This is a genomic window from uncultured Maribacter sp., from assembly GCF_947495965.1.
Lineage (GTDB): Bacteria > Bacteroidota > Bacteroidia > Flavobacteriales > Flavobacteriaceae > Maribacter_B.
The window spans coordinates 903,476-925,146 of sequence record NZ_CANMBB010000001.1; the positions used below are offsets into that span (position 1 = coordinate 903,476).

A 21,671-nucleotide genomic window follows, 5' to 3' on the forward strand; every position below is an offset into this window, starting at 1 on the left:
TATCTTAATGTATTAACTATGCATTAAAGTCTCTATCTCATCAACCTCTATAGGAATATTTGCCATAAGATTAAAAGGTGCTCCTTTTTCCTGAATAACTACATCATCCTCTATACGTATACCCATTTTTTCTTCCGGAATATAAATACCAGGTTCTACTGTAAAAACCATATTGGCTTTCATTGGAGTTTTTAATGCTCCATAATCGTGGGTATTTAAACCTATATGATGACTAGTACCATGCATAAAGTACTTTTTATATGCCGGCCAATTTTTGTCTTCATTCTGTACATCGGCTTTATCTAGTAAGCCAAGTCCTAGTAATTCTGAGGTCATTATTTTTCCACATTCTTTATGGTATTGTGCCCAAATTGTTCCAGGAACCAACATTGCTGTGGCTTCATTTTTAACTCTTAAAACTGCTTCATATACCGCTTTTTGTCTTGGAGTAAATTTTCCGTTAATAGGAATTGTACGTGTTAAATCGGAAGAATAATTAGCATACTCAGCAGCAACATCCATTAGAATTAAATCGCCATCTTTACATTGCTGATTGTTTTCTATGTAATGTAAAACATTTGCATTATTACCACCTGCTATTATTGGTGTATATGCAAACCCTTTAGAACGGTTACGAATAAACTCATGAAGTAGCTCTGCCTCTATCTCATATTCCCAAACACCAGGCTTAATAAAACCTAGTAAACGACGAAATCCTTTTTCTGTAATATTACAAGCTGTTTGCATTAATGCAATTTCCTCTGGTTCTTTTACCCCTCTAATTTCTTGTAAAATAGGGTTGCTTTTAGCATATTGGTGGGCCGGAAATTGCTCTTTACATTTTTTTATAAACCTATCTTCTCTAGTTTGTGTTTCTACTGCTTGCCGATAATGTTCATTTGTATTAAAATAAATAGTATCTGCCTCAGTCATTAAATCAAAAAATACTTTATCAAAATCTGAAAGCCAATAAACTGCTTGTATTCCTGAAACTTCTGTTGCTTTTTCTTTGGTTAGTTTTTCTCCTTCCCAAATAGCAATATGCTCATTAGTTTCTCTTACAAATAATACTTCTCTCTGGTCTTTATGTAAAGCATCTGGAAATAATACTAATATAGTCTCTTCTTGATCTGCTCCAGATAAATAAAAAATATCTCTATGCTGCTCAAACGGCAATGTGCTATCTGCGCTAATAGGATAAATGTCATTAGAATTAAAAACGGCAATACTTTTAGGCTTCATTTTTGCCATAAATTTTTTGCGGTTTTTTATAAAAAGACTATTAGATATTTGTTCGTATTTCATACTTTAAACTTTCAAAAGTTAGAGGTAAGCCTCGGAATAATTTATACCTCGATTATCGAGTAAAATTAACAAATCTATTTGGTAACCTAAGTATACTAAACAAAAAAAGGAGCTTACATACATAAGCTCCTTCCAGTTTAAATATTGGTTGTGTTTATTATTTTGACATCATATTTTTTATAACTCCAAATATTGCCATAATTACTCCTCCACCAACGCCTCCGCCAGCTACACTTCCTAAGATACTCGATAAATCCATACCTCCAGCAGCATCAACTGCTGCAGATGTATCTACTCCAGAAGCGGCTCCAGCTCCTAAGCCCAGCATTCCTAATAATTGTCCTCCTAAACCTCCTCCTAAAATACCAGCAATGCTATTTCCTGCTGTACCTAAAGATAAGTTTTTAAACAATTTTCCTGCGACATTGCCTCCAATGGCGCCTGTTACTAGTTGAATAATTAATGGTAAATACTCTTCCATAATATTGTGGTTTGTTGGTTATACGACAATAAATTAACGAAAAAATTATCAAATTAACAATTTAGTGTTGCATTAAATGTTGATTTACAACAATATATGATGAATTTTTAAATTTTACCACTACAAAAGATATTCCTAACTTCCCTTTTTAAACCATAGCTATTTCTACTTAAATGAAAATATACCTTCACATTTTAATCTTTAGTTTTTGTTTTTATTCTTTTGCTCAAAACACAAATAGCGCATCAGAAAAAATTAGTAAAGACTTATTAAAGAAAAATGAGCTAAAAAACGTCTCATTAGTGAAAAATATACCTCTTAAAAATATAGGTCCTTCTATAATGAGCGGTCGTGTTGTAGATATTGATGTTAATGAAAAAAAGCCAACAGAATTTTATGTAGCATATGCCTCCGGTGGTCTTTGGTACACCAATAATAATGGCACCTCTTTTACACCATTAATGGATAATTCTAATACACAAAATATTGGTGATATTGCTGTAGACTGGAAAAATGGTACTATTTGGGTTGGTACTGGGGAGAATAACTCTTCGAGGTCTTCTTATGCAGGTATTGGCATATTAAAATCCATAGATCAAGGAAAAACATGGATAAATACTGGTTTAAATGATACTCACCATATTGGTAGAATACTAATTAATCCTAATAACCCTAATGAAGTACTTGTTGGAGCAGCTGGTCATTTATACACTCCCAATGAAGAAAGGGGTATTTACAAAACTGTAGACGGAGGAAAAACTTGGACAAAAACACTTCATATAAATACCAATACAGGAATTATTGATATGGCTTACGCTCCAAATAATTTTAATGTAGTATATGCTTCTGCATGGCAAAAAGATAGAAAAGGTTGGAATTTTACTAGTAGTGGTAAAGGTTCTGCTATTTACAAAAGTATAAACGCTGGAGAAACTTGGAAAAAGATTACTTCTACAGAAAACGGATTTCCAACAGGTGACGGTGTTGGTAGAATAGGACTTGCAGCTTTTAATGACAGTATTGTTTATGCTGTTCTTGATAATCAATATAGAAGAAAAACAGAAAGTAATACCATTAAAAAAACAGACAAATTAGACAAAGAGGTTTTTAAAACCATGACTAATGAAGAGTTCTTAAGTCTTGAGGATAAAAAACTAAACTCTTTTCTTAAAACAAATGGGTTTCAAGAAAAATATAGAGCAGAGAACGTAAAACAAATGGTACGAAGCGGTCTTACAAAACCTGCAGATATTACAACCTATTTAGAAAATGCAAATTCTTTACTTTTTAACACTCCAGCAATTGGTGCCGAAGTATATTTTACTGAAAATGGAGGAGAAACATGGATTAAAAAAAATGAAGATTTTATTGACGATTTATATTATAGTTATGGATATTATTTTGGAGAAATTAGGGTAAACCCTACCAATAAAGATAAAATTTACATTACTGGTGTTCCTTTACTGTTTTCTGAAAATAATGGAGAAACTTTTTCTAACATACAAGGAAAAAATGTGCATGCAGACCACCAAGCATTATGGATAAATCCAAACCTAGAAGGGCACATAATTAGTGGCAATGATGGCGGTTTAAATATGTCTTATGATAATGGCAAAAGCTGGACAAAATTAAACACCAACAATGTAGGGCAATTTTACGCCATAAATGTAGACAACCAAGAACCCTATCATGTTTATGGCGGGCTACAGGATAACGGTGTTTGGCATGGCCCACATAATGCTCCTTTAAATACCAAGTGGCACCAAACAGGAAAGTACCCTTGGGAGTCTTTAATGGGAGGCGATGGCATGCAAATAGAAATTGACAGTAGAAATCACAACATAGTTTATACCGGATATCAATTTGGAAACTACTACAGAATAAATAAAAGTTCTGGTAAAAGAGCCTATATACAACCAAAACATGAATTAGGAGAAAAACCATATAGGTTTAATTGGCAAACTCCTATTTTACTATCTAAACACAACCAAGACATACTTTACTTGGGTAGTAATAAATTACATAGATCTTTAAACCAAGGGGCTTCATGGGAAACTATTTCTAACGATCTAACCCTAGGAAGCAAAAAAGGTAATGTAGCTTATGGCACACTTACAACAATTTCTGAATCTCCTTTTAAATTTGGTTTATTATACACTGGCAGTGATGATGGACTTGTTCAAATGTCTAAAGACGGAGGAAGTACCTGGAAAATCTTATCAGACAGTTTACCAAAAAACTTATGGGTAAGTAGAGTTCTGGCTTCTAAGCATAAAAAAGAAAGAGTTTACCTTACTCTAAATGGGTATAGAAATGACGATTTCACATCTTATATCTATTGCAGTAATGATTATGGAAATACTTGGAAAAGCATTGTGAACAATATACCTAATTCTCCTGTAAATGTACTTATAGAAGACCCTGAGAATGAGAATTTATTATTTGTTGGGACGGACAATGGTTTATACACCTCATTTAACAGAGGAAACTCTTGGGAAGTTATGCAAAACGGGTTACCTAATGTTGCTGTACATGATTTAGTGATACAAGAAGAAGCTAAACATTTGTTAGTTGGCACGCATGGAAGAAGTATTTATAAAGCAAACATTAAACCTTTACAAGAAACTACAGAGGATATTCTACAAAAAGATTTAAATATATTTAAAATTAAATCTATTAGGCATTCTAAAAACTGGGGGAATGCATGGAGTTCATGGAGCAAACCAGAAACACCTGGTATAGATATTGTTTTTTACACCAATAGCAAAAATCTATATACTGCAAAGATTATTTCTAAAGATAAAACTATTGTGAGTCAAACCGAAATAGAATCGAATAAAGGGTTTAATGTACTTTCTTTTGATGTTGCATTTTCTATGGAAGGAAAATTGAATTACGAAAAAAATAACAACAACAAATTAGAAACTGCTAAAAACGGAAAAACATATCTTCCAAAAGGCATTTACACCGTTCTATTAGAAAGCAAAAGTGTTAAAAAAGAAATTACTTTTACAATTGAATAAATCTCTAATATATCTTAATTATGAAACTTGTAAAAACTAAAGAGCTACCAGAAGTAGGGGTTTCTCATAATGCTGAAATTAAAAAAAAGGTTTTTATAGAACGAGGAGAGATACCACAATTAATGATGTTTGGATCCGCTACTTTTAAACCCGGACAAGAGGTAGAATTGCATAAACACGATACCATGTTTGAAGTTTTTCAGATTGTAAGTGGTAAAGCGCAATTTATTGTAAATAACAACACTATAGTTTTATCTAAAGGGGACTGTATTACGATTGAACCTGGAGAATTACATGCACAAAGCAATCCTTTTAAAGAAGATGTTCATTGGAATTATTTTGGAATTGCTACCGATTAAATAGTTGCAATTTTTATACTATCTTTCTAAAAAAATACCAATGCACTTTCTTAAAAAAATATTTTTCATACTTCTTTTAGTTTCAACTACAGTTATTGGGCAAACTACAGAACAACCCAAAATAAAAACTTTAATTATTGATGGTCAGAACAATCATGGACAATGGCCTAAAATAAGCTATATGTTAAAAAAATATATGGTAGATACAAAGTTGTTTTCTGTAGATTTAGATAGAACAGCTTATACTTGGAAAGGAGAAAAATATATTCAAGAATATGCTTTAAATAAGAAACATACAGAGGCATTAAAAGAACCCAAAAAAGACCCTAACTATGCACCCAACTTTTCTGATTACGATTTAGTTATTTGCAATTTTGGGTGGAAAGCAGCCTCTTGGCCAGAAAAAACCCAAAAAGCTTTTGAAGAATTTATAGAAAATGGTGGTGGTTTAGTAGTTTTTCATGCGGCAGATAATTCTTTTCCAGAATGGTTAGCATATAACAAAATGATTGGTTTAGGTGGTTGGGGAAACCGTAACGAAAAAGACGGTCCTTATGTCTATTATAACGAAAAAGGCAAATTAATAAGAGATACATCCGTCGGAAGTGCTGGTGCTCATGGCCCGCAAAGTGAATATCAAATTCAAATAAGAGATAAAAAACACCCAATTACAAAAGGTTTACCAAAAACTTGGTTACATACAAAAGATGAGCTATACAATAGTTTAAGAGGTCCTGCAGAAAATATGACGGTTTTAGCTACTGCTTATTCCAAGAAAGAAAATAAAGGATCTGGACGTCATGAACCAGCTTTAATGACGTTAGAATACGGCAAGGGGCGTATTTTTCATAGTATTATGGGGCATGCAGATTATTCTGTACAATGCGTTGGTTTTATAACCACATTTTTAAGAGGGGCAGAATGGGCCGCTACAGGAAAAGTTACCCAAAAAATTCCTAAAGATTTTCCTAAAAAAGACGAAACAAGTAGTAGACCTTTTCATAAAGTAGAATAATCACAACAAAAAGTAAAAACCAACTAGCCAGTTGGTTTTTACTTTTTACATACCCTTAAAAAGCTTTTAAATTATAGGTTTTGCTATATTTTTTATCGACAAACTACAAAAGCACTGTTTTATAACCACTATAAAATTTAATATAGAGACTACCTGGTTTGTTTAAAACAAGCTAAAACATTCAAAAAAAGAAAATTTCTACACTAAAATAGACTACAATTCTCTTTTCCCAACATGAAAAAGAGCATCTCCTTGGTTAACTACGGCTTGGTTATTTATAGCGCAAATAAAACCATCATAAGGTGCTTTTATTGTTTTAATTTTAAGAGTAAAAGTGTCGGTTATAATACCTAAAATAGCATTCTTTTTAATAGGTGCTCCGTTTACTACTTCTGAAATAAACATACCTGCAGTTGGCGCTCTTAACCATTTTCTATCTATAAGTATAATGGAATCCTTTTTTTCTATGCTTAAAGACTCCTGTTTGTCTATCATACCATAGTGTTGTAAAACATTTAATATACCTTGTATTCCTTCAGAGATGGAATGTGTATCAAAACGCATACTTTCACCAGCCTCAAAAACTACAGTAGGCTTACCCATTTTATGAGAAACACTTCTAAAAGAGCCTTTTATAAGTTTAGAAGAAAAAGTAAACGGCGCATTAAAAGCAGTAGCCAAGTCTTTACTTAATACATCCCCTACAGTATATCGTATTTGCGGATAATTACTACGTTGCGCTCCACCAGTATGCAAATCTATCCCAAAATCTATTTGCGGTAATATTTCAGAAACATAATGGTATGCCATTCTACTTGCTAAAGAACCTGTTTTAGAGCCTGGAAAACTTCTGTTTACATCTTTACCGTCTGGAACATCTCTGGAATAGTGTATAAAACCAAAAATATTTAATATTGGCACTGCAATTACAGCTCCTTTTTTAATGGCAAACTTTTTTTTATGTAACATACGTCGTACAATCTCCACACCATTAATTTCATCTCCATGTAATCCAGCTTGTACCAACATTGTTGGGCCTGGTTCTTTTGCATTAAAAACATACACAGGAATATCTATTAAAGTGCCTGTAGGCAACCTACCAATACTAATGCTTAGTAACTTATACTGCCCTGGTGAAACAGTTTCGCCTCCTATTACAATATTTTTACTTTTTAAGTCCTCCATTTTTTTCAACATACAATACAATTTCTCTTGCAATATTAAGTCCTGTTGCAGCTTCTATTCCTTGTAACCCCGGCGATGCATTTACCTCAATTAACAACGGCCCATTTTTAGAACGTAGTAAATCTACCCCAGCAATATCTAAACCCACATGTTTTGTAGCGTTAATAGCCATAAACTTTTCAGTTTTTGTAGGTTCTATTATTTCTGTAGCTCCTCCACGGTGCACGTTAGATCTAAAATCTCCTGGAGCACTTGTTCTTTTCATGCTTGCAACAACCCTTTTACCAATAACAAATAACCTAATATCTTCTCCTTTAGACTCTTCTATATATTTTTGAATAAGAATACTGGTATTCATTTTATAAAAAGTATCTATAATAGATTTAGCCGATTTTTTAGTTTCTGCTAAAATTACTCCTAAACCTTGTGTCCCTTCTTGAAGTTTAATTATTATTGGCATTCCTCCTAAAATATCTATCTGTTCTTCAATATTATCTGGGCTAATAGAAAAAAGAGTATCTGGAATGGCAATTCCCTTTCTGGCCATAATTTGTAGGGTTTGTACTTTATTTCTTGCGGTAGTAATACTTTGTGCTTCTGCCACACTATACACCCCATTCATTTGAAACTGCTTTACTATAGCAGCACCATGTTTAGTTACTTTAGTTCCTATTCTTGGTATTATGGCCTGAAAAACATTGGTTATGTTTTGCCCTTGATAAAAAATTTGAGGTTTGCCTTTGCCTAACTTTACAGCGCATTTTGTATGATCAATTTGTTCTATATAATGCCCTAATTTTTGAGCTTCTTCTACTATTCTTTTTGTAGAATACACATTTATACTTACAGATAATAATCCAATATCCATGCTAATTATTTAAACTCTTCATAGTTTATTAGGTAAAAAAACAAAATTAAATTGAAAAAAAATCAGTTTTTAAGGTCGAAAATTATACGCTATACGAAATCGTTTTCTTTATAATTAACTATAAAACTTGTATTTACGTATTTACAGGTATACAAGCTTCTTATTTTTACTAAGTATAAATACGGAGACTAATAAAACAAAGTTTGTTAATCAACCGTTTGTACGTTAAATTTGTCTAAAATTAATTAACCAATGAGTAAATTTTTCACATCTTCAATAGGCAGAAAATATGCAATGGCACTTTCTGCTTTATTTTTAATGTTTTTTCTTTTACAACATTTTGCAATAAACATACTTTCTGTTTTTAGCCCTAATGCTTTTAATGAAGCTTCTCATTTTATGGGAACTTTTTGGGTTATACAGTATGTAATGCAGCCAATTTTAATTTTTGGAGTAATGTACCATTTTATAATGGGCTTTATTCTAGAGATAAAGAATAGAAATGCAAGAGTTGTAAAGTATGCAAAAAATAATGGTTCGGCTAATTCTAGCTGGATGAGTAGAAACATGATTTATAGCGGATTAGCTATTTTAGGTTTCTTAGTTCTTCACTTTATTGATTTTTGGATACCAGAAATTAATACAAAATATATTCAAGGCGATATGTCTGGATTACTAGCAGATGGTGAAGGATACCGTTATTATGAAGAATTAACACACAAGTTTGTTAATCCACTAAGAGTTGGTGCTTATGTTTTAGCATTTGTGTTTTTATCTTTACACTTAATGCACGGATTTAGCTCTGCGTTTCAATCTTCTGGAGTTAGTTCCATGAGAAAAGAAAAACTTCAAGCATTTGGAAAAGCTTATGCCATTATAATTCCTTTAGGTTTTATATTAATTGCTCTTTTTCATCATTTTAATCATTAATAATACAATTCTATGTCTGTATTAGATTCTAAAGTACCAAAAGGACCACTTAAAAATAAGTGGACTGATTATAAAAACCATATTGATTTAGTTAACCCTGCAAACAAACGTAACATAGATGTTATTGTTGTTGGTACTGGATTAGCTGGAGGTTCTGCTTGTGCAACATTAGCAGAATTAGGATATAATGTAAAAGCATTTGCTTATCAAGATTCTCCAAGAAGAGCACACTCTATTGCTGCTCAAGGTGGTATTAATGCCGCTAAAAACTATCAAGGAGATGGAGATTCTACCTATAGATTATTTTATGATACTGTAAAGGGTGGTGATTATCGCTCCCGTGAAGCAAACGTTTACCGTTTAGCAGAAGTATCTGCCAATATTATTGACCAATGTGTTGCTCAAGGAGTTCCCTTTGCACGTGATTATGGTGGGTTATTAGATAACCGCTCTTTTGGTGGTGTATTGGTTTCTAGAACTTTTTATGCTAAAGGGCAAACAGGACAACAATTATTATTAGGAGCATATTCTGCAATGAACAGACAAATTGCTCGTGGTAAGATTGAAATGCACAACCGTCATGAAATGCTTGATGTTGTTAAAGTTGATGGGAAAGCAAGAGGAATTATTGCACGTAACCTTATTACTGGAGAAATAGAACGCCATTCTGCTCATGCTGTAGTTATTGCCTCTGGTGGTTATGGAAATGTATTTTTCTTATCTACCAATGCAATGGGATCTAACGTATCTGCTGGTTGGAAAATACATAAAAAAGGTGCTTTCTTTGCCAATCCTTGTTATACGCAAATTCACCCAACATGTATTCCTCGTTCTGGAGATTATCAGTCTAAATTAACCTTAATGTCTGAGTCTTTACGTAATGATGGTCGTATTTGGGTACCTAAAAATATGGAAGATGTTATGGCAATTCGTGAAGGTCGCAAGAAACCTACTGATTTGTCTGAAGACGAAAGAGATTACTACTTAGAACGTAGATACCCAGCATTTGGAAACCTAGTACCACGTGATGTTGCCTCTAGAGCGGCAAAAGAACGTTGTGATGCTGGTTACGGTGTAAACGCTACCGGAGAAGCGGTATATTTAGATTTTGCATCGGCAATTACACGCTATGGTACAGAACAAGCGAAAATTCAGAATATAAAAAATGCTTCTGAAGCTAAAATATACGAATTAGGACAAGCAATTGTTGAAGCAAAATACGGGAACCTATTTCAAATGTATGAGAAAATCGTAGATGAGAATCCATACGAAACACCAATGATGATTTACCCAGCGGTACACTATACAATGGGTGGTGTTTGGGTAGATTACAATTTAATGACTACTGTTCCTGGGTTGTACTGTATTGGAGAAGCTAATTTCTCTGATCATGGTGCTAACAGGCTTGGAGCTTCTGCATTAATGCAAGGTTTAGCAGATGGTTATTTTGTATTGCCGTATACTATTGGAGATTATTTATCTGATGATATTAGAACAGGGAAAATTTCAACGGATTCTCCAGAATTTATAGAAGCAGAAAAAGATGTAAGAGAACGTTTAGAGTTCTTTGTAACAAACAAAGGAGAACATTCTGTTGATTATTACCATAAAAAACTAGGTAAGATTATGTGGGATAAATGTGGAATGTCTCGTAATGAAAAAGGACTTAAAGAAGCAATGGCAGAAATTAAAGCTTTACGTGAAGATTTCTGGAAAAATGTTTCTGTTCCTGGAGGCATTAACGAAATGAACCCAGAATTAGAAAAAGCAGGCCGTGTTGCAGATTTTATAGAACTTGGCGAGTTATTTGCTAAGGATGCCTTAACACGTGAAGAATCTTGCGGTGGACATTTTAGAGAAGAATCTGTAGAATTAGACGGCGAACAAAAAGGAGAAGCAAAACGTAATGATAAAGATTTTGCATTTGTTTCTGCTTGGGAATATAAAGGAGAACCTGCAGATGCAGTTCTTCATAAAGAAGAGTTAGAATTTAACGATATTGAACTTAAACAACGTTCATACAAATAAGGAAAGACTATGAATTTAACGCTTAAAATTTGGAGACAAAAAGACTCGAAAACTAAGGGTCAAATGGTAGACTATAAAGTTACCGATATCTCAGAACATATGTCTTTCTTAGAAATGATGGATGTTCTTAATGAACAATTAATTAATACAGGTGAAGAGCCAGTTGCTTTTGATCATGATTGTAGAGAAGGTATTTGTGGTATGTGCTCTATGTACATAAATGGTGAGGCACATGGTCCTGATCGCGGAGTTACTACTTGCCAGCTACACATGCGTATGTTTAAAGATGGTGATACTATTACCATAGAGCCATTTAGAGCAAAAGCATTTCCTGTAATAAAAGATTTAGTTGTAGATCGTAGTTCTTTTGATCGTATACAACATGCTGGTGGTTATATCTCTGTAAATACCTCTGGTAATACGCAAGATGCAAATGCAACCCCTATATCTAAACATGATGCGGATGAAGCAATGGATGCTGCAACCTGTATTGGCTGTGGTGCATGTGTTGCAACATGTAAGAACTCCTCTGCTATGCTTTTTGTTGGTGCAAAAGTGTCTCAATACGCATTATTACCACAAGGACAAGTAGAAGCTACAGATCGTGTTAAAAACATGGTTGCACAAATGGATTTAGAAGGTTTTGGTAACTGTAGTAATACCGGTGCTTGTGAAATTGAATGCCCTAAAGGAATATCTCTAGAAAACATTGCTAGAATGAATAGAGAATTATTAAAAGCTACATTTAAAAGCTAAACAATAAATAACTTACCTATGAAAAACCTTAAGCTTAATTGCTTAAGGTTTTTTTATTTTTAAGAAAGTGTATTTTTTTTATTAAGTTTGTCTAACTTAAATGCATTTTTAATTGAACAATATAAAAACAAGATTTAGTATTAAAGACCTTGAAAATATTTCGGGTATAAAAGCACATACAATACGTATTTGGGAAAAAAGATACAATCTATTTAGTCCAGAAAGAACTTCTGGCAATTCTAGATATTATGATCAAGATAGCCTACAAAAGCTATTAAATGTAGTTTTATTAAATAATAACAACTACAAGATATCTAAAATAGCTGCTATGTCTGAAAACGAAATAATTCTTAACTCAAGAGAATTAGCTTTAAAGACAGATATTACTGATGATGCCATAAACTCATTAAAAATAGCAATGTATAATTTTGATCAAAATCTTTTTAATCAAGTATATGCTAAGCTTCTGGTTCAAAAATCTTTTCCAGAAATATTTAAAGAAACCTTTATTCCGCTTTTAAATTTTATAGGCCTTCTATGGCAAACAAAGACTTTAACGCCTGCTCACGAACATTTCATATCTAACTTAATATCCCAAAAAATACAGATTAATACAGAGCGTATTCCATTTAAACAAAATAATGACACAAGAGTTTATGTACTTTATCTTCCTGAAAATGAAATACATGAACTTGGGTTACTTTACCTAAATTATGAACTAACTTTAAGAGGCATTAAAACAATATACCTTGGACAAAGTGTTCCTATTTATAACCTTATAGATGTACAAAACGTGTTTAATGATATATGTTTTATATCCTATTTTACTGTTGAGCCTCAAGAAAGCAAACTAGTACCGTATTTTAAAGAAATTAACACTATAATCAAAAATACTAATAATACATTTTGGGCAGTAGGAGATAGAACCCAAAACTTAGGAATTACGTATGATAACATTAAAACATTTAGTTCTACAGTAAGTCTTTTAGAAAGTTTATAAAAGTTATACTTTAATATTGTTTAACTTTTTATTATTTTTGTTAAACAATATGAAAAAAACAATATATATAATTGGTTCAGGATTTTCTTCTTTATCTGCTTCTTGCTATTTAGCAAAGGCAGGCTACAAAGTAATTGTGCTTGAAAAAAACAATACACTAGGAGGTAGAGCAAGACAATTAAAAAAAGAAGGTTTTACCTTTGATATAGGCCCTACATGGTATTGGATGCCAGATGTATTTGAAAAATTCTTCTCCGATTTTAATAAACATCCATCAGATTATTACCATCTTAACAAATTAGACCCTGCATATCAGGTATATTTTGGAAAAGATGATTCAAAATTAGTTTCTGGTAATATAGAAGAAATACATTCTATGTTTGAAGCAGAAGAAAAAGGTAGTTCCTTACACCTTAGAGAATTCTTAACCTCAGCAAAGAACAATTACAATACAGCAATTAAAGATTTAGTTTACAAGCCTGGAGAATCTATCTCAGAACTTATTACACCCGTTACTATAAAAAGAGCTGGCCAGTTTTTTTCTACTATTCGAAAAACTATTCGAAAAAAAATTAAAAATGAAAAACTAATTAAAATTTTAGAATTCCCTGTTTTATTTCTTGGAGCAAAACCTAGTAATACACCTTCCTTTTATAATTTTATGAATTATGCAGATTTTGGACTTGGAACCTGGCATCCTAATGGTGGTATGTTTACTGTTGTTACTGGTATGGTAACCTTAGCACAATCTCTAGGTGTAGAATTTATTACAGAAGCTAATGTTGAGCAGATAAAAGTAAGCAAAAACAACAAAGTAGAAGGGCTTATTGTAAACGGAGAATTTAAAAAATCTGATAGTATACTGAGCGGTGCAGATTATCATCATACAGAAACTTTATTGCCTAAAGAAAATAGACAGTATTCAGAAAAATATTGGAGCAACAAAACTTTTGCTCCTTCTGCCCTATTGTTTTATGTTGGCTTAAGTAAGCCTGTAAAAAATGTATCGCACCATACATTATTTTTTGATTGTGATTTTGAAGTACATGCAGAATCTATTTACGATACTCCAAAATGGCCAGAAGACCCTTTATTCTATGTAAGTTTTCCTAGCAAAACAGATGCTTCCGCTGCTCCAGAAGGAAAAGAAGCTGCAACTTTTTTAATTCCGCTTGCTCCAGGTATAAAAGATACTAATGAAATTAGAGAAGCATATTTTAAAAAAATAATAACAAGATTAGAAAAAGTAACTAATCAAACCATTAAAGAAAATATTATATTTAAAGAGTCCTTTTGCGTAAATGATTTTAAAGAGCAATACAACTCTTACCAAGGAAATGCCTACGGACTTGCAAATACTCTTATGCAAACCGCATTTTTAAGGCCAAAAATAAGAAGTAAAAAAGTAAAGAATTTATTCTTTACAGGGCAGCTTACAGTACCAGGACCTGGCGTACCACCTGCATTAATATCAGGGAAAATAGCGGCAGATTTAATATTAAAAAACAGCTAATTATGAAAAAATTATATACAGAGCTTTCTTTTTCTTGTAGCAAATTAGTTACTAAAAAATACAGCACCTCATTTTCTTCGGCTGTTAGAATGTTATCTCCCAAAATTAGAAGTGCTATATACAGTGTCTATGGTTTTGTTCGTTTTGCAGATGAAATTGTAGATAGTTTTCATGAACATAATCAACAAAATTTACTTAAAGATTTTGAAGACAACTATTATGAAGCGCATAAAAACAATATAAGCCTAAATCCTATTTTACATTCTTTTCAAAAAACTGTCAAAAAATATAAGATAGAAGATGATTTAATACAAGCCTTTTTAAAAAGTATGCGTGCAGATTTGCATAAAACAACCTATCATAACAAAAAAGATTATGAAGAGTACATATATGGCTCTGCCGATGTAGTAGGACTCATGTGCTTAAAAATTTTTACAAATGGAGATATAGATAAGTATAATGCTTTAAAAGCACCTGCTATGCGTTTAGGTTCTGCTTTTCAAAAGGTTAATTTTCTAAGAGACATTAAAGAAGATTATGAAGTACTTAACCGCTCCTACTTTCCAAATGTTAATTTAAAGCAATTAAGTCCAGAAGATAAATTAAATATTATAGAGGAAATAAAAGAAGACTTTAAAGAAGCCTATAAAGGAGTTGTAAAATTACCTTTAGAATCTAGGTTTGGTGTATATACGGCGTACAGATATTACTTAAAACTTTTACGAAAGTTAGAAAGAACACCTTCTAGCCAAATTATGGATACTAGAATACGTATATCCGATTTAATGAAATTTAATTTACTAGCTAAATCCTTTATTAGATATAAACTTAATATCTTGTAATATGCTTATAATACTATATCCCGTAATTGTTATCCTTACTTTTTTAAGTATGGAAGCTATAACTTGGTGTACGCATAAGTATATAATGCATGGATTTTTATGGTATTTGCACGAAGACCACCACCAACCAAAATACCAAGGCGTTTTTGAAAAAAACGACTGGTTCTTTGTAATATTCGCTATACCAAGTATTTTATTGTTTTGGTATGGAGTTATACCGAATATTAATTACTTATTTTTTATAGGGTTTGGAATTTTATGCTACGGATTAACTTATTTTTTAATTCATGACGTTCTAATCCATCAAAGATTTAAATGGTTTAAAAAAACCAAAAATAAATACTTAATTGGTCTTAGAAAAGCACATAAAATACATCATAAACATTTAGGGAAAGAAGATGGCGAATGTTTTGGAATGCTATATGTGCCTTATAAATATTTTAAAAACCAATTGGTATAATGTATTTGTATTTAATACTAAATCTTGCATCTATTTCCATTCCATTTGCGTATTCATTTCATAGGAAGATGAATTTTATAAAATATTGGAAAGCTATTTTTAGTTCTATAATTATAGTTGGGCTAGCATTTATTTTGTGGGACGCTATTTTTACATTAGATGGTGTATGGGGTTTTAACACTAAATATCATTTGCCATATAAATTACTAGGACTTCCGCTTGAAGAATGGCTTTTTTTTATTTGCATACCTTATGCTTCGGTTTTTATACATTATGCTTTTGCTTATTATTACCCAAAAATAAAACTATCAAAAAAAACATCTCAAATAATTAGCGTACTATTAATTATAATTTTATCAATAACAGCCTTAAATAATATAGAAAAGGTATATACATCAATAAACTTTAGTATTGCAGTTACGCTACTAATAATTGGTTTTTTAAGAATAAAACAGCTTCAAAAATTCTACATTTCTTTTCTTATTATTTTAATTCCTTTTTTTATAGTAAATGGTATTCTAACTGGTTCCTTTATAGAAGAGCCTATAGTTTGGTATAACAACAATGAAAATTTAGGGATTAGGCTTTTTACAATCCCTATTGAGGATACCGTATATGCATTTAATTTATTATTCTTAAATGTTGTTTTAATAGATGAATTTAAGTCTTTATTCAAAAAAGAATAGTTTTAAGAGAGTTTCTAGTATCTTTAAAAATGTCTTCACAAAAACTTTCTATTTCCTCTAAATTACCAAATGTAAAAACAACAATTTTTACCTCTATTGGGCAATTAGCAACTAAGTATAATGCTATAAACCTTTCCCAAGGGTTTCCTAACTTTAATCCAGATTCTGTATTATTAGATATGGTTACTAAAGCAATGCATAATGGTTATAACCAATATGCTCCAATGGCTGGAGATATGAATTTAAGACAAACTATTTCTAGTAAAATAAATGCAATTTCCAAAAAATATTACAATCCTGAATCTGAAATAACAATTACCGCAGGAGCAACCCAAGCAATTTTTACAACTATTACAGCCTTTGTTTCCCCTGGAGACGAAGTAATTGTTATAAAGCCAGCCTATGATTCTTATGAGCCGTCTATAATAGCCAATGGCGGAATTCCAGTACCTGTTAATTTATCTCCTAAAACCTACAGAATAGATTGGGGAAAATTCCAGAATAAAATTACCACAAAAACTAAAATGGTAATTATTAATACCCCGCACAACCCAACAGGAACAGTTCTAACAAAAGAAGACATGCTTATGTTAGAAAAAATTCTTCTAGATACTAATATAATAGTACTTAGTGATGAAGTTTATGAGCACCTTGTTTATGATGGTCAATCTCATGAAAGTGTTGCAAAATATAAAGGACTAGCTTCTCGTAGTATTATATGCTCTTCTTTTGGCAAAACATTTCATATTACTGGCTGGAAAATTGGATACTGTGTAGGTCCAAAAGAGTTAATGAACGAATTTAGAAAAACACACCAGTTCAACGTTTTTTCAATAAATCATCCCACTCAAATTGCATTAGCTGAATATTTAAAAAACCCTAATAACTATAGTAGTCTTAGCTCCTTTTATCAAAAGAAAAGAGACTTTTTTATTCAAGAGCTGCAAGGCTCTAAATTTAAAATTCTACCCTGTAAAGGCACCTATTTTCAGCTTTTAGATTATTCTAACATTACGCAAGAAAAAGATATTTCTTTTGCAGAAAACCTTATTAAAAAGTACAAAATAGCTAGTATTCCTATTTCAGTTTTTAATGAAAATAACAGGGATGATAAAGTCTTACGTTTTTGTTTTGCTAAAACCCAGGAAACCCTTGAAAAAGCAACTAAAATTTTGAAAAGCATCTAATTTGCTTATCCTAACATGCTTAAAAATTAGTTTGTAAATTGTAAAAAATAATCTTTTATATTTTTTTAATAATGACAACACATAAATATTTTTTCATTCTATTTTACGTGTTGCTTTTATTTTATACCAAAGCTTATAATCAAAAATTTATAGATAATTATGAAATAACGCCTTTTAAATTACCTATAGAAACTACTGCTCATGATATATTAGAAGACTCTTATGGGTTTTTATGGATTGCAACCACTAATGGATTATGGAGGTATGATGGTAATAATTTTAAAAGTTATATAAAAAACGAAAACGACAAAACCAGCATTACAGATAACCATATTTCTTGTCTTTATGAAGATAAAAAAAACACACTATGGGTTGGCACCTATGGTGGGGGATTATTAAAATACGATAGAAATTGCGATTGCTTTGAACAATATATTCATAAAGACAAAGACCCAAAAAGTTTAAGTTTTAACGAAATAAAAACCATATTTGAAACTAAAGACAGTACTTTTTATATTGGCACCGATGGTGGTGGCTTAAACATTATGAACCGACAAGATGGTTCTTTTAAATCTTTTAAGCACAATACTAAAGATTCTACAAGTGTTAGCCACAATAATATCCTTTCTATTGAAGAAATTGCTGATGGTAAATTAGCCATTGGCACATGGATTGGGCTTAATATTTTTAACCCCAAAACACAAAAATTTAAGCAACTATTTAAATCGCCACTTAAAGGCACCCAATACCATCATAGGTTAGCATATTATAATGGAAAATTACTAACTGCATCTAAAGAGTTTTATACTTATTCGGAGAATAAGTTCTCCCTTTTATCTATTTCGAATGGAACTGCCTACGGAGTAAAAAAAATAAATGATGAAAATTGTTGGTTTTTAAACCGTAATAAAATAATAATTACAGATTTTGATTTAAAAACAAAACAACAAATTAACCTTCAAGATGTCTTTAATACTAAAAAAGATTACTTACTAACAAGAATATATCATAATGTAAACAACAACTCTACATGGTTATTAGATAGGTTTGGAGCTTTCTTTCTTATTGAAAAAAAAACATCCCCTTTTACTCCCTTTATTAAAGAAAATTTTAAAGGAGATATTTCCAAAACCAACACTAATTTTTGGGTATCTAAAGACAATGCTATTTATATAATAGACAAAGAAAATTCGAAAAATTATCAAAAATTAAAGAGAACATTTTTTGGCAAACCTTATATAGCAACACAAGGTAAAAACACCATTTGGGTAGCTGATAATGAATATTATTACGAATTTAACTCCAATGGTATTTTATTACAGCAAATACAAGAAAATATTTGGCCATTTGCTGCTCTACAGACTAAGGATAACCAATTATGGATTGGTGAGGTTTTAGGAGCATCTAATTATAATATACAAACTAAAAAAAATGTAAAATTTAAATGTGACTGGAACCTTCCTAACGGTATAGGATACTTTCATAAAGTTTATGTTTTGTTTGAAGATAGTAAAAATTGTATTTGGATTGGTACAGAAGGAGATGGGCTAAAAAAATACAATCCTAAAACTAAAAAATTTACACATTACAGGCATAAAATTGGAGACAAAACCACTCTTAACAATAATTTTGTGCATGAAATTTTTGAAGATAATGAGAATAATTTATGGATTGGGACTAAGGCAGGTTTATGTAGATTAGACAAAAAAACAGATACCTTTATACAGAGCGAAAACCCTATAATAAAAGATAAAATTATATTATCTATAGAACAAGATGCTAATTCTATATTATGGATTGGAACTTTAAATGGTCTTCTAAAATACGATTATAAAAATAATAAAATAAGGGTTTTAAATGAGCAAGACGGTGTACTATCTCATAAAATTGGAACCTCTAGCCTTCCTTTAAAAAACGGGCACCTTGTTTTTAACACCAATAAAGGCTTAATGATATTTAACCCAGAAGATGTTAAAGAAAGTAATAAAAGTCCTAAGATATATTTATCTAAGCTTTGGGTAAATAATGAAATTATTAAACCTAACAGTAAATATATTTCAAAAAATATTGAAATTGAAAATCAGATTAATCTAGAATATAGCGACAAGAAATTTGAAATAGAATTTCATGTTATAAACTATAATAATAATGGACGCTGTAAATTTGCCTACAAGCTAGATGGTTATGATAAATCTTGGAGTAACGTTCAAGATAACCAAAAAGCAACTTACACCAACATACCTTCTGGCGAGTATACTTTTATGGTAAAAGGAAGCAATGAACATGGGGTATGGAGTAATAAAATAAAAGAAATAACCATTACTATAACCCCTCCATTCTGGGAACTTTTATGGGTAAAAATGATAGGACTATTATTAGCTATTTTATTCTTTGCATTAATATTAAGGTTTGTCATAAAAAAAGAAAGAAACAGAGCCAAGTTTGAAATTGAAAAAGACCGTGTTTTTCAGTTTGAAGAAGTTGCTAAAATGAAATTAAAATTCTTCACTAATATATCTCACGAGTTACGAACTCCTTTAACCCTTATTACATCACCTTTAGATAAATATACCCAAGAAAACATAAAACCTAGTAATAAGGTTTTAGAAATGATGCATAGAAACAGTTCAAGACTCTTAGAATTGGTAAATCAAATTTTAGATTATAGAAAACTAGAAGGCAATCAAAAACTTCAAATTACTACCCAAAAAGACCTATCTGTTTTTAATAATATTAACGCCTCATCTCATTATTGGTCTAAAGAAAAAAACATCCATTACAATAATACCCTTCCTGAAGATAAGTATGAGCTATTTTTTGATGCTGATGTTTTAGAAAAAATAGTAACCAACCTAATGTCTAATGCCTTTAAATACACGCCTAAAGAGGGTACAGTGCAATTATTAGTTAAGCTTAAAGATATAGAAGCTAAAGAAGATGGCAAGGTTAGTAATGGTTTTATGGAGATTCATGTTATAGATAACGGCTCAGGAATTCCCATTGAATATCAAGAAAAAGTTTTTGAACGTTTTTATCAATTAGGCGAAAATGCAGACTTTGGTTATAGTAGTGGTATTGGTCTATCGCTCACGGCGGAATTAGTTAAACTTCACAAAGGAAATATAGAGTTAAAATCAAGCAAAGAAAAAGGATGTCATTTTAAAGTTGAAATTCCTATTGGGCATCAAGATTATGAAGGCACCTATACTAAAAAAGGTGATGAACTTCCTGAAATTAATACAGATAAAACTTTAGTCTTAATTGTTGAAGATAATGATGATATAAGAAATTATATTAATGACGAGTTAAAAGAAACCTATCAAATTATTGAAGCAGAAAACGGAAAAACTGGATTAAAATTAGCTATTGCAACCTTACCAGATGTTATAATTAGTGATATTATGATGCCAGAATCCGATGGCATTCAATTAGCAAATCAGTTAAAAAGTAACGAGCTAACTTCTCACATTCCATTATTATTTTTAACTGCAAAAACTGGAATTCAAAATAAAATTACAGGTTTAACCACCGGAGCAGAAGATTATATTCAAAAGCCATTTAATATTTCAGAAATTAAACTTAAAATCAAGAATGTTATAGATGGTAGAAATCAATTACTCAAAAAGTTTACTCAAGAGAATTTAGGAGAATTTAAAAAAACAAATAGTGAAAACACAGATAAATATCTGGAAAAAGTAAACTTAGAACTTGAAAAACACTTGGAAAATTCTGATTTTTCTGTAGATCAACTTTGTTCAGAATTAGCCATAGGAAGATCTCAACTTTACAGAAAAATTCAAGCCCTCACAGGAAAATCCATAATTGAATATATTAACTTTCACAGGCTTTCTACAGCTATGATCTTGATAAAAGAAGGCCGCTATACGCTAAAAGAAATAGCCTATAAAATAGGCTATAACGACAATCGTTATTTTAGTCGCGCTTTTAAAAAAGAGTTTGGAAACCCACCGTCTTTGTATATACCTAAGAAGAAAGCGTAATCTTCTTTGCTCAATATTTACACCTTTTTACT

17 protein-coding genes are annotated in these 21,671 nt (G+C 31.3%); 13 read left to right on the plus strand and 4 right to left on the minus strand.

From position 1 onward, the window contains the following. Positions 1 to 12 precede the first annotated feature (12 nt). Positions 13 to 1,305, minus strand: a complete 1,293-nt coding sequence (locus Q0820_RS03685) for an aminopeptidase P family protein (RefSeq protein ID WP_298485199.1) — start codon at positions 1,303 to 1,305, stop codon at positions 13 to 15. Between the two features lie 157 nt (positions 1,306 to 1,462). Beyond that, on the minus strand, positions 1,463 to 1,786 hold the full coding sequence (locus tag Q0820_RS03690; protein WP_298485201.1) for a hypothetical protein: 324 nt from the start codon (positions 1,784 to 1,786) through the stop codon (positions 1,463 to 1,465). A 173-nt stretch (positions 1,787 to 1,959) separates the two neighbouring features. On the opposite strand from Q0820_RS03690, the gene Q0820_RS03695 reads away from it, so the two are divergent. From Q0820_RS03695 to Q0820_RS03705, 3 genes are read left to right on the plus strand one after another with little or no spacing between them, the layout of a single operon-like run. Continuing rightward, positions 1,960 to 4,809 (plus strand): exo-alpha-sialidase, encoded by a 2,850-nt coding sequence (locus Q0820_RS03695; RefSeq protein ID WP_298485203.1) that lies wholly within the window; start codon positions 1,960 to 1,962, stop codon positions 4,807 to 4,809. A 20-nt stretch (positions 4,810 to 4,829) separates the two neighbouring features. Then, a complete protein-coding gene (locus tag Q0820_RS03700; RefSeq protein WP_298485205.1) occupies positions 4,830 to 5,168 on the plus strand; it encodes a cupin domain-containing protein in 339 nt (112 codons plus the stop codon). Between the two features lie 40 nt (positions 5,169 to 5,208). Next, the gene (locus Q0820_RS03705) at positions 5,209 to 6,183 is read left to right on the plus strand and encodes a ThuA domain-containing protein (RefSeq protein ID WP_298485208.1); all 975 of its coding nucleotides are present in this window, start codon (positions 5,209 to 5,211) and stop codon (positions 6,181 to 6,183) included. 213 nt (positions 6,184 to 6,396) lie between these two features. On the opposite strand, the gene Q0820_RS03710 is transcribed toward Q0820_RS03705, so the two are convergent. Together Q0820_RS03710 and Q0820_RS03715 are read right to left on the minus strand one after the other, a co-directional pair. Then, positions 6,397 to 7,368, minus strand: a complete 972-nt coding sequence (locus Q0820_RS03710; protein ID WP_298485210.1) for a succinylglutamate desuccinylase/aspartoacylase family protein — start codon at positions 7,366 to 7,368, stop codon at positions 6,397 to 6,399. Continuing rightward, positions 7,349 to 8,236, minus strand: coding sequence for a RimK family alpha-L-glutamate ligase (locus tag Q0820_RS03715; RefSeq protein ID WP_298485212.1), 888 nt, complete (start codon positions 8,234 to 8,236; stop codon positions 7,349 to 7,351). Before Q0820_RS03715 ends, Q0820_RS03710 begins: the two co-directional genes overlap by 20 nt. Before the next feature lie 252 nt (positions 8,237 to 8,488). Here Q0820_RS03715 and Q0820_RS03720 point away from each other — a divergent pair, with 252 nt between their 5' ends. From Q0820_RS03720 to Q0820_RS03765, 10 genes are all read left to right on the plus strand, one after another. Beyond that, positions 8,489 to 9,166: a succinate dehydrogenase cytochrome b subunit gene (locus Q0820_RS03720; RefSeq protein ID WP_298485214.1), complete on the plus strand. Its 678-nt coding sequence runs from the start codon at positions 8,489 to 8,491 to the stop codon at positions 9,164 to 9,166. Positions 9,167 to 9,178: 12 nt separating this feature from the next. Then, positions 9,179 to 11,194 (plus strand): fumarate reductase/succinate dehydrogenase flavoprotein subunit, encoded by a 2,016-nt coding sequence (locus tag Q0820_RS03725; protein ID WP_298485216.1) that lies wholly within the window; start codon positions 9,179 to 9,181, stop codon positions 11,192 to 11,194. A gap of 9 nt (positions 11,195 to 11,203) precedes the next feature. Then, complete coding sequence (locus Q0820_RS03730) at positions 11,204 to 11,950, plus strand: succinate dehydrogenase/fumarate reductase iron-sulfur subunit (RefSeq protein WP_298485217.1); 747 nt, start codon at positions 11,204 to 11,206, stop codon at positions 11,948 to 11,950. Between the two features lie 112 nt (positions 11,951 to 12,062). Then, positions 12,063 to 12,950 carry a MerR family transcriptional regulator gene (locus Q0820_RS03735; protein ID WP_298485219.1) on the plus strand — a complete coding sequence of 296 codons (888 nt, stop codon included), beginning with the start codon at positions 12,063 to 12,065 and terminating at the stop codon, positions 12,948 to 12,950. Positions 12,951 to 12,999: 49 nt separating this feature from the next. After that, positions 13,000 to 14,463, plus strand: a complete 1,464-nt coding sequence (gene crtI, locus Q0820_RS03740; RefSeq protein ID WP_298485221.1) for an NAD(P)/FAD-dependent oxidoreductase — start codon at positions 13,000 to 13,002, stop codon at positions 14,461 to 14,463. Positions 14,464 to 14,465: 2 nt separating this feature from the next. Further along, entirely contained in the window at positions 14,466 to 15,305 is an 840-nt protein-coding gene (locus Q0820_RS03745) for a phytoene/squalene synthase family protein (protein ID WP_298485223.1), read from the plus strand. A 1-nt stretch (position 15,306) separates the two neighbouring features. Beyond that, positions 15,307 to 15,765: a sterol desaturase family protein gene (locus Q0820_RS03750; protein WP_298485225.1), complete on the plus strand. Its 459-nt coding sequence runs from the start codon at positions 15,307 to 15,309 to the stop codon at positions 15,763 to 15,765. Continuing rightward, positions 15,765 to 16,451: a lycopene cyclase domain-containing protein gene (locus Q0820_RS03755; RefSeq protein ID WP_298485228.1), complete on the plus strand. Its 687-nt coding sequence runs from the start codon at positions 15,765 to 15,767 to the stop codon at positions 16,449 to 16,451. Before Q0820_RS03750 ends, Q0820_RS03755 begins: the two co-directional genes overlap by 1 nt. A gap of 29 nt (positions 16,452 to 16,480) precedes the next feature. Next, positions 16,481 to 17,638: a methionine aminotransferase gene (locus Q0820_RS03760; protein ID WP_298485229.1), complete on the plus strand. Its 1,158-nt coding sequence runs from the start codon at positions 16,481 to 16,483 to the stop codon at positions 17,636 to 17,638. Positions 17,639 to 17,709: 71 nt separating this feature from the next. After that, positions 17,710 to 21,639: a hybrid sensor histidine kinase/response regulator transcription factor gene (locus Q0820_RS03765; protein ID WP_298485230.1), complete on the plus strand. Its 3,930-nt coding sequence runs from the start codon at positions 17,710 to 17,712 to the stop codon at positions 21,637 to 21,639. Positions 21,640 to 21,671: the final 32 nt, after the last annotated feature.

Excerpts from the sequence above, each read along its gene's own strand:
- Q0820_RS03685 (WP_298485199.1), bottom strand. The coding sequence starts at position 1,305 with ATGAAATACGAACAAATATCTAATAGTCTTTTTATAAAAAACCGCAAA.
- Q0820_RS03690 (WP_298485201.1), bottom strand. The coding sequence starts at position 1,786 with ATGGAAGAGTATTTACCATTAATTATTCAACTAGTAACAGGCGCCATT.
- Q0820_RS03695 (WP_298485203.1), top strand. The coding sequence starts at position 1,960 with ATGAAAATATACCTTCACATTTTAATCTTTAGTTTTTGTTTTTATTCT.
- Q0820_RS03700 (WP_298485205.1), top strand. The coding sequence starts at position 4,830 with ATGAAACTTGTAAAAACTAAAGAGCTACCAGAAGTAGGGGTTTCTCAT.
- Q0820_RS03705 (WP_298485208.1), top strand. The coding sequence starts at position 5,209 with ATGCACTTTCTTAAAAAAATATTTTTCATACTTCTTTTAGTTTCAACT.
- Q0820_RS03710 (WP_298485210.1), bottom strand. The coding sequence starts at position 7,368 with ATGGAGGACTTAAAAAGTAAAAATATTGTAATAGGAGGCGAAACTGTT.
- Q0820_RS03715 (WP_298485212.1), bottom strand. The coding sequence starts at position 8,236 with ATGGATATTGGATTATTATCTGTAAGTATAAATGTGTATTCTACAAAA.
- Q0820_RS03720 (WP_298485214.1), top strand. The coding sequence starts at position 8,489 with ATGAGTAAATTTTTCACATCTTCAATAGGCAGAAAATATGCAATGGCA.
- Q0820_RS03725 (WP_298485216.1), top strand. The coding sequence starts at position 9,179 with ATGTCTGTATTAGATTCTAAAGTACCAAAAGGACCACTTAAAAATAAG.
- Q0820_RS03730 (WP_298485217.1), top strand. The coding sequence starts at position 11,204 with ATGAATTTAACGCTTAAAATTTGGAGACAAAAAGACTCGAAAACTAAG.
- crtI (WP_298485221.1), top strand. The coding sequence starts at position 13,000 with ATGAAAAAAACAATATATATAATTGGTTCAGGATTTTCTTCTTTATCT.
- Q0820_RS03745 (WP_298485223.1), top strand. The coding sequence starts at position 14,466 with ATGAAAAAATTATATACAGAGCTTTCTTTTTCTTGTAGCAAATTAGTT.
- Q0820_RS03750 (WP_298485225.1), top strand. The coding sequence starts at position 15,307 with ATGCTTATAATACTATATCCCGTAATTGTTATCCTTACTTTTTTAAGT.
- Q0820_RS03755 (WP_298485228.1), top strand. The coding sequence starts at position 15,765 with ATGTATTTGTATTTAATACTAAATCTTGCATCTATTTCCATTCCATTT.
- Q0820_RS03760 (WP_298485229.1), top strand. The coding sequence starts at position 16,481 with ATGTCTTCACAAAAACTTTCTATTTCCTCTAAATTACCAAATGTAAAA.
- Q0820_RS03765 (WP_298485230.1), top strand. The coding sequence starts at position 17,710 with ATGACAACACATAAATATTTTTTCATTCTATTTTACGTGTTGCTTTTA.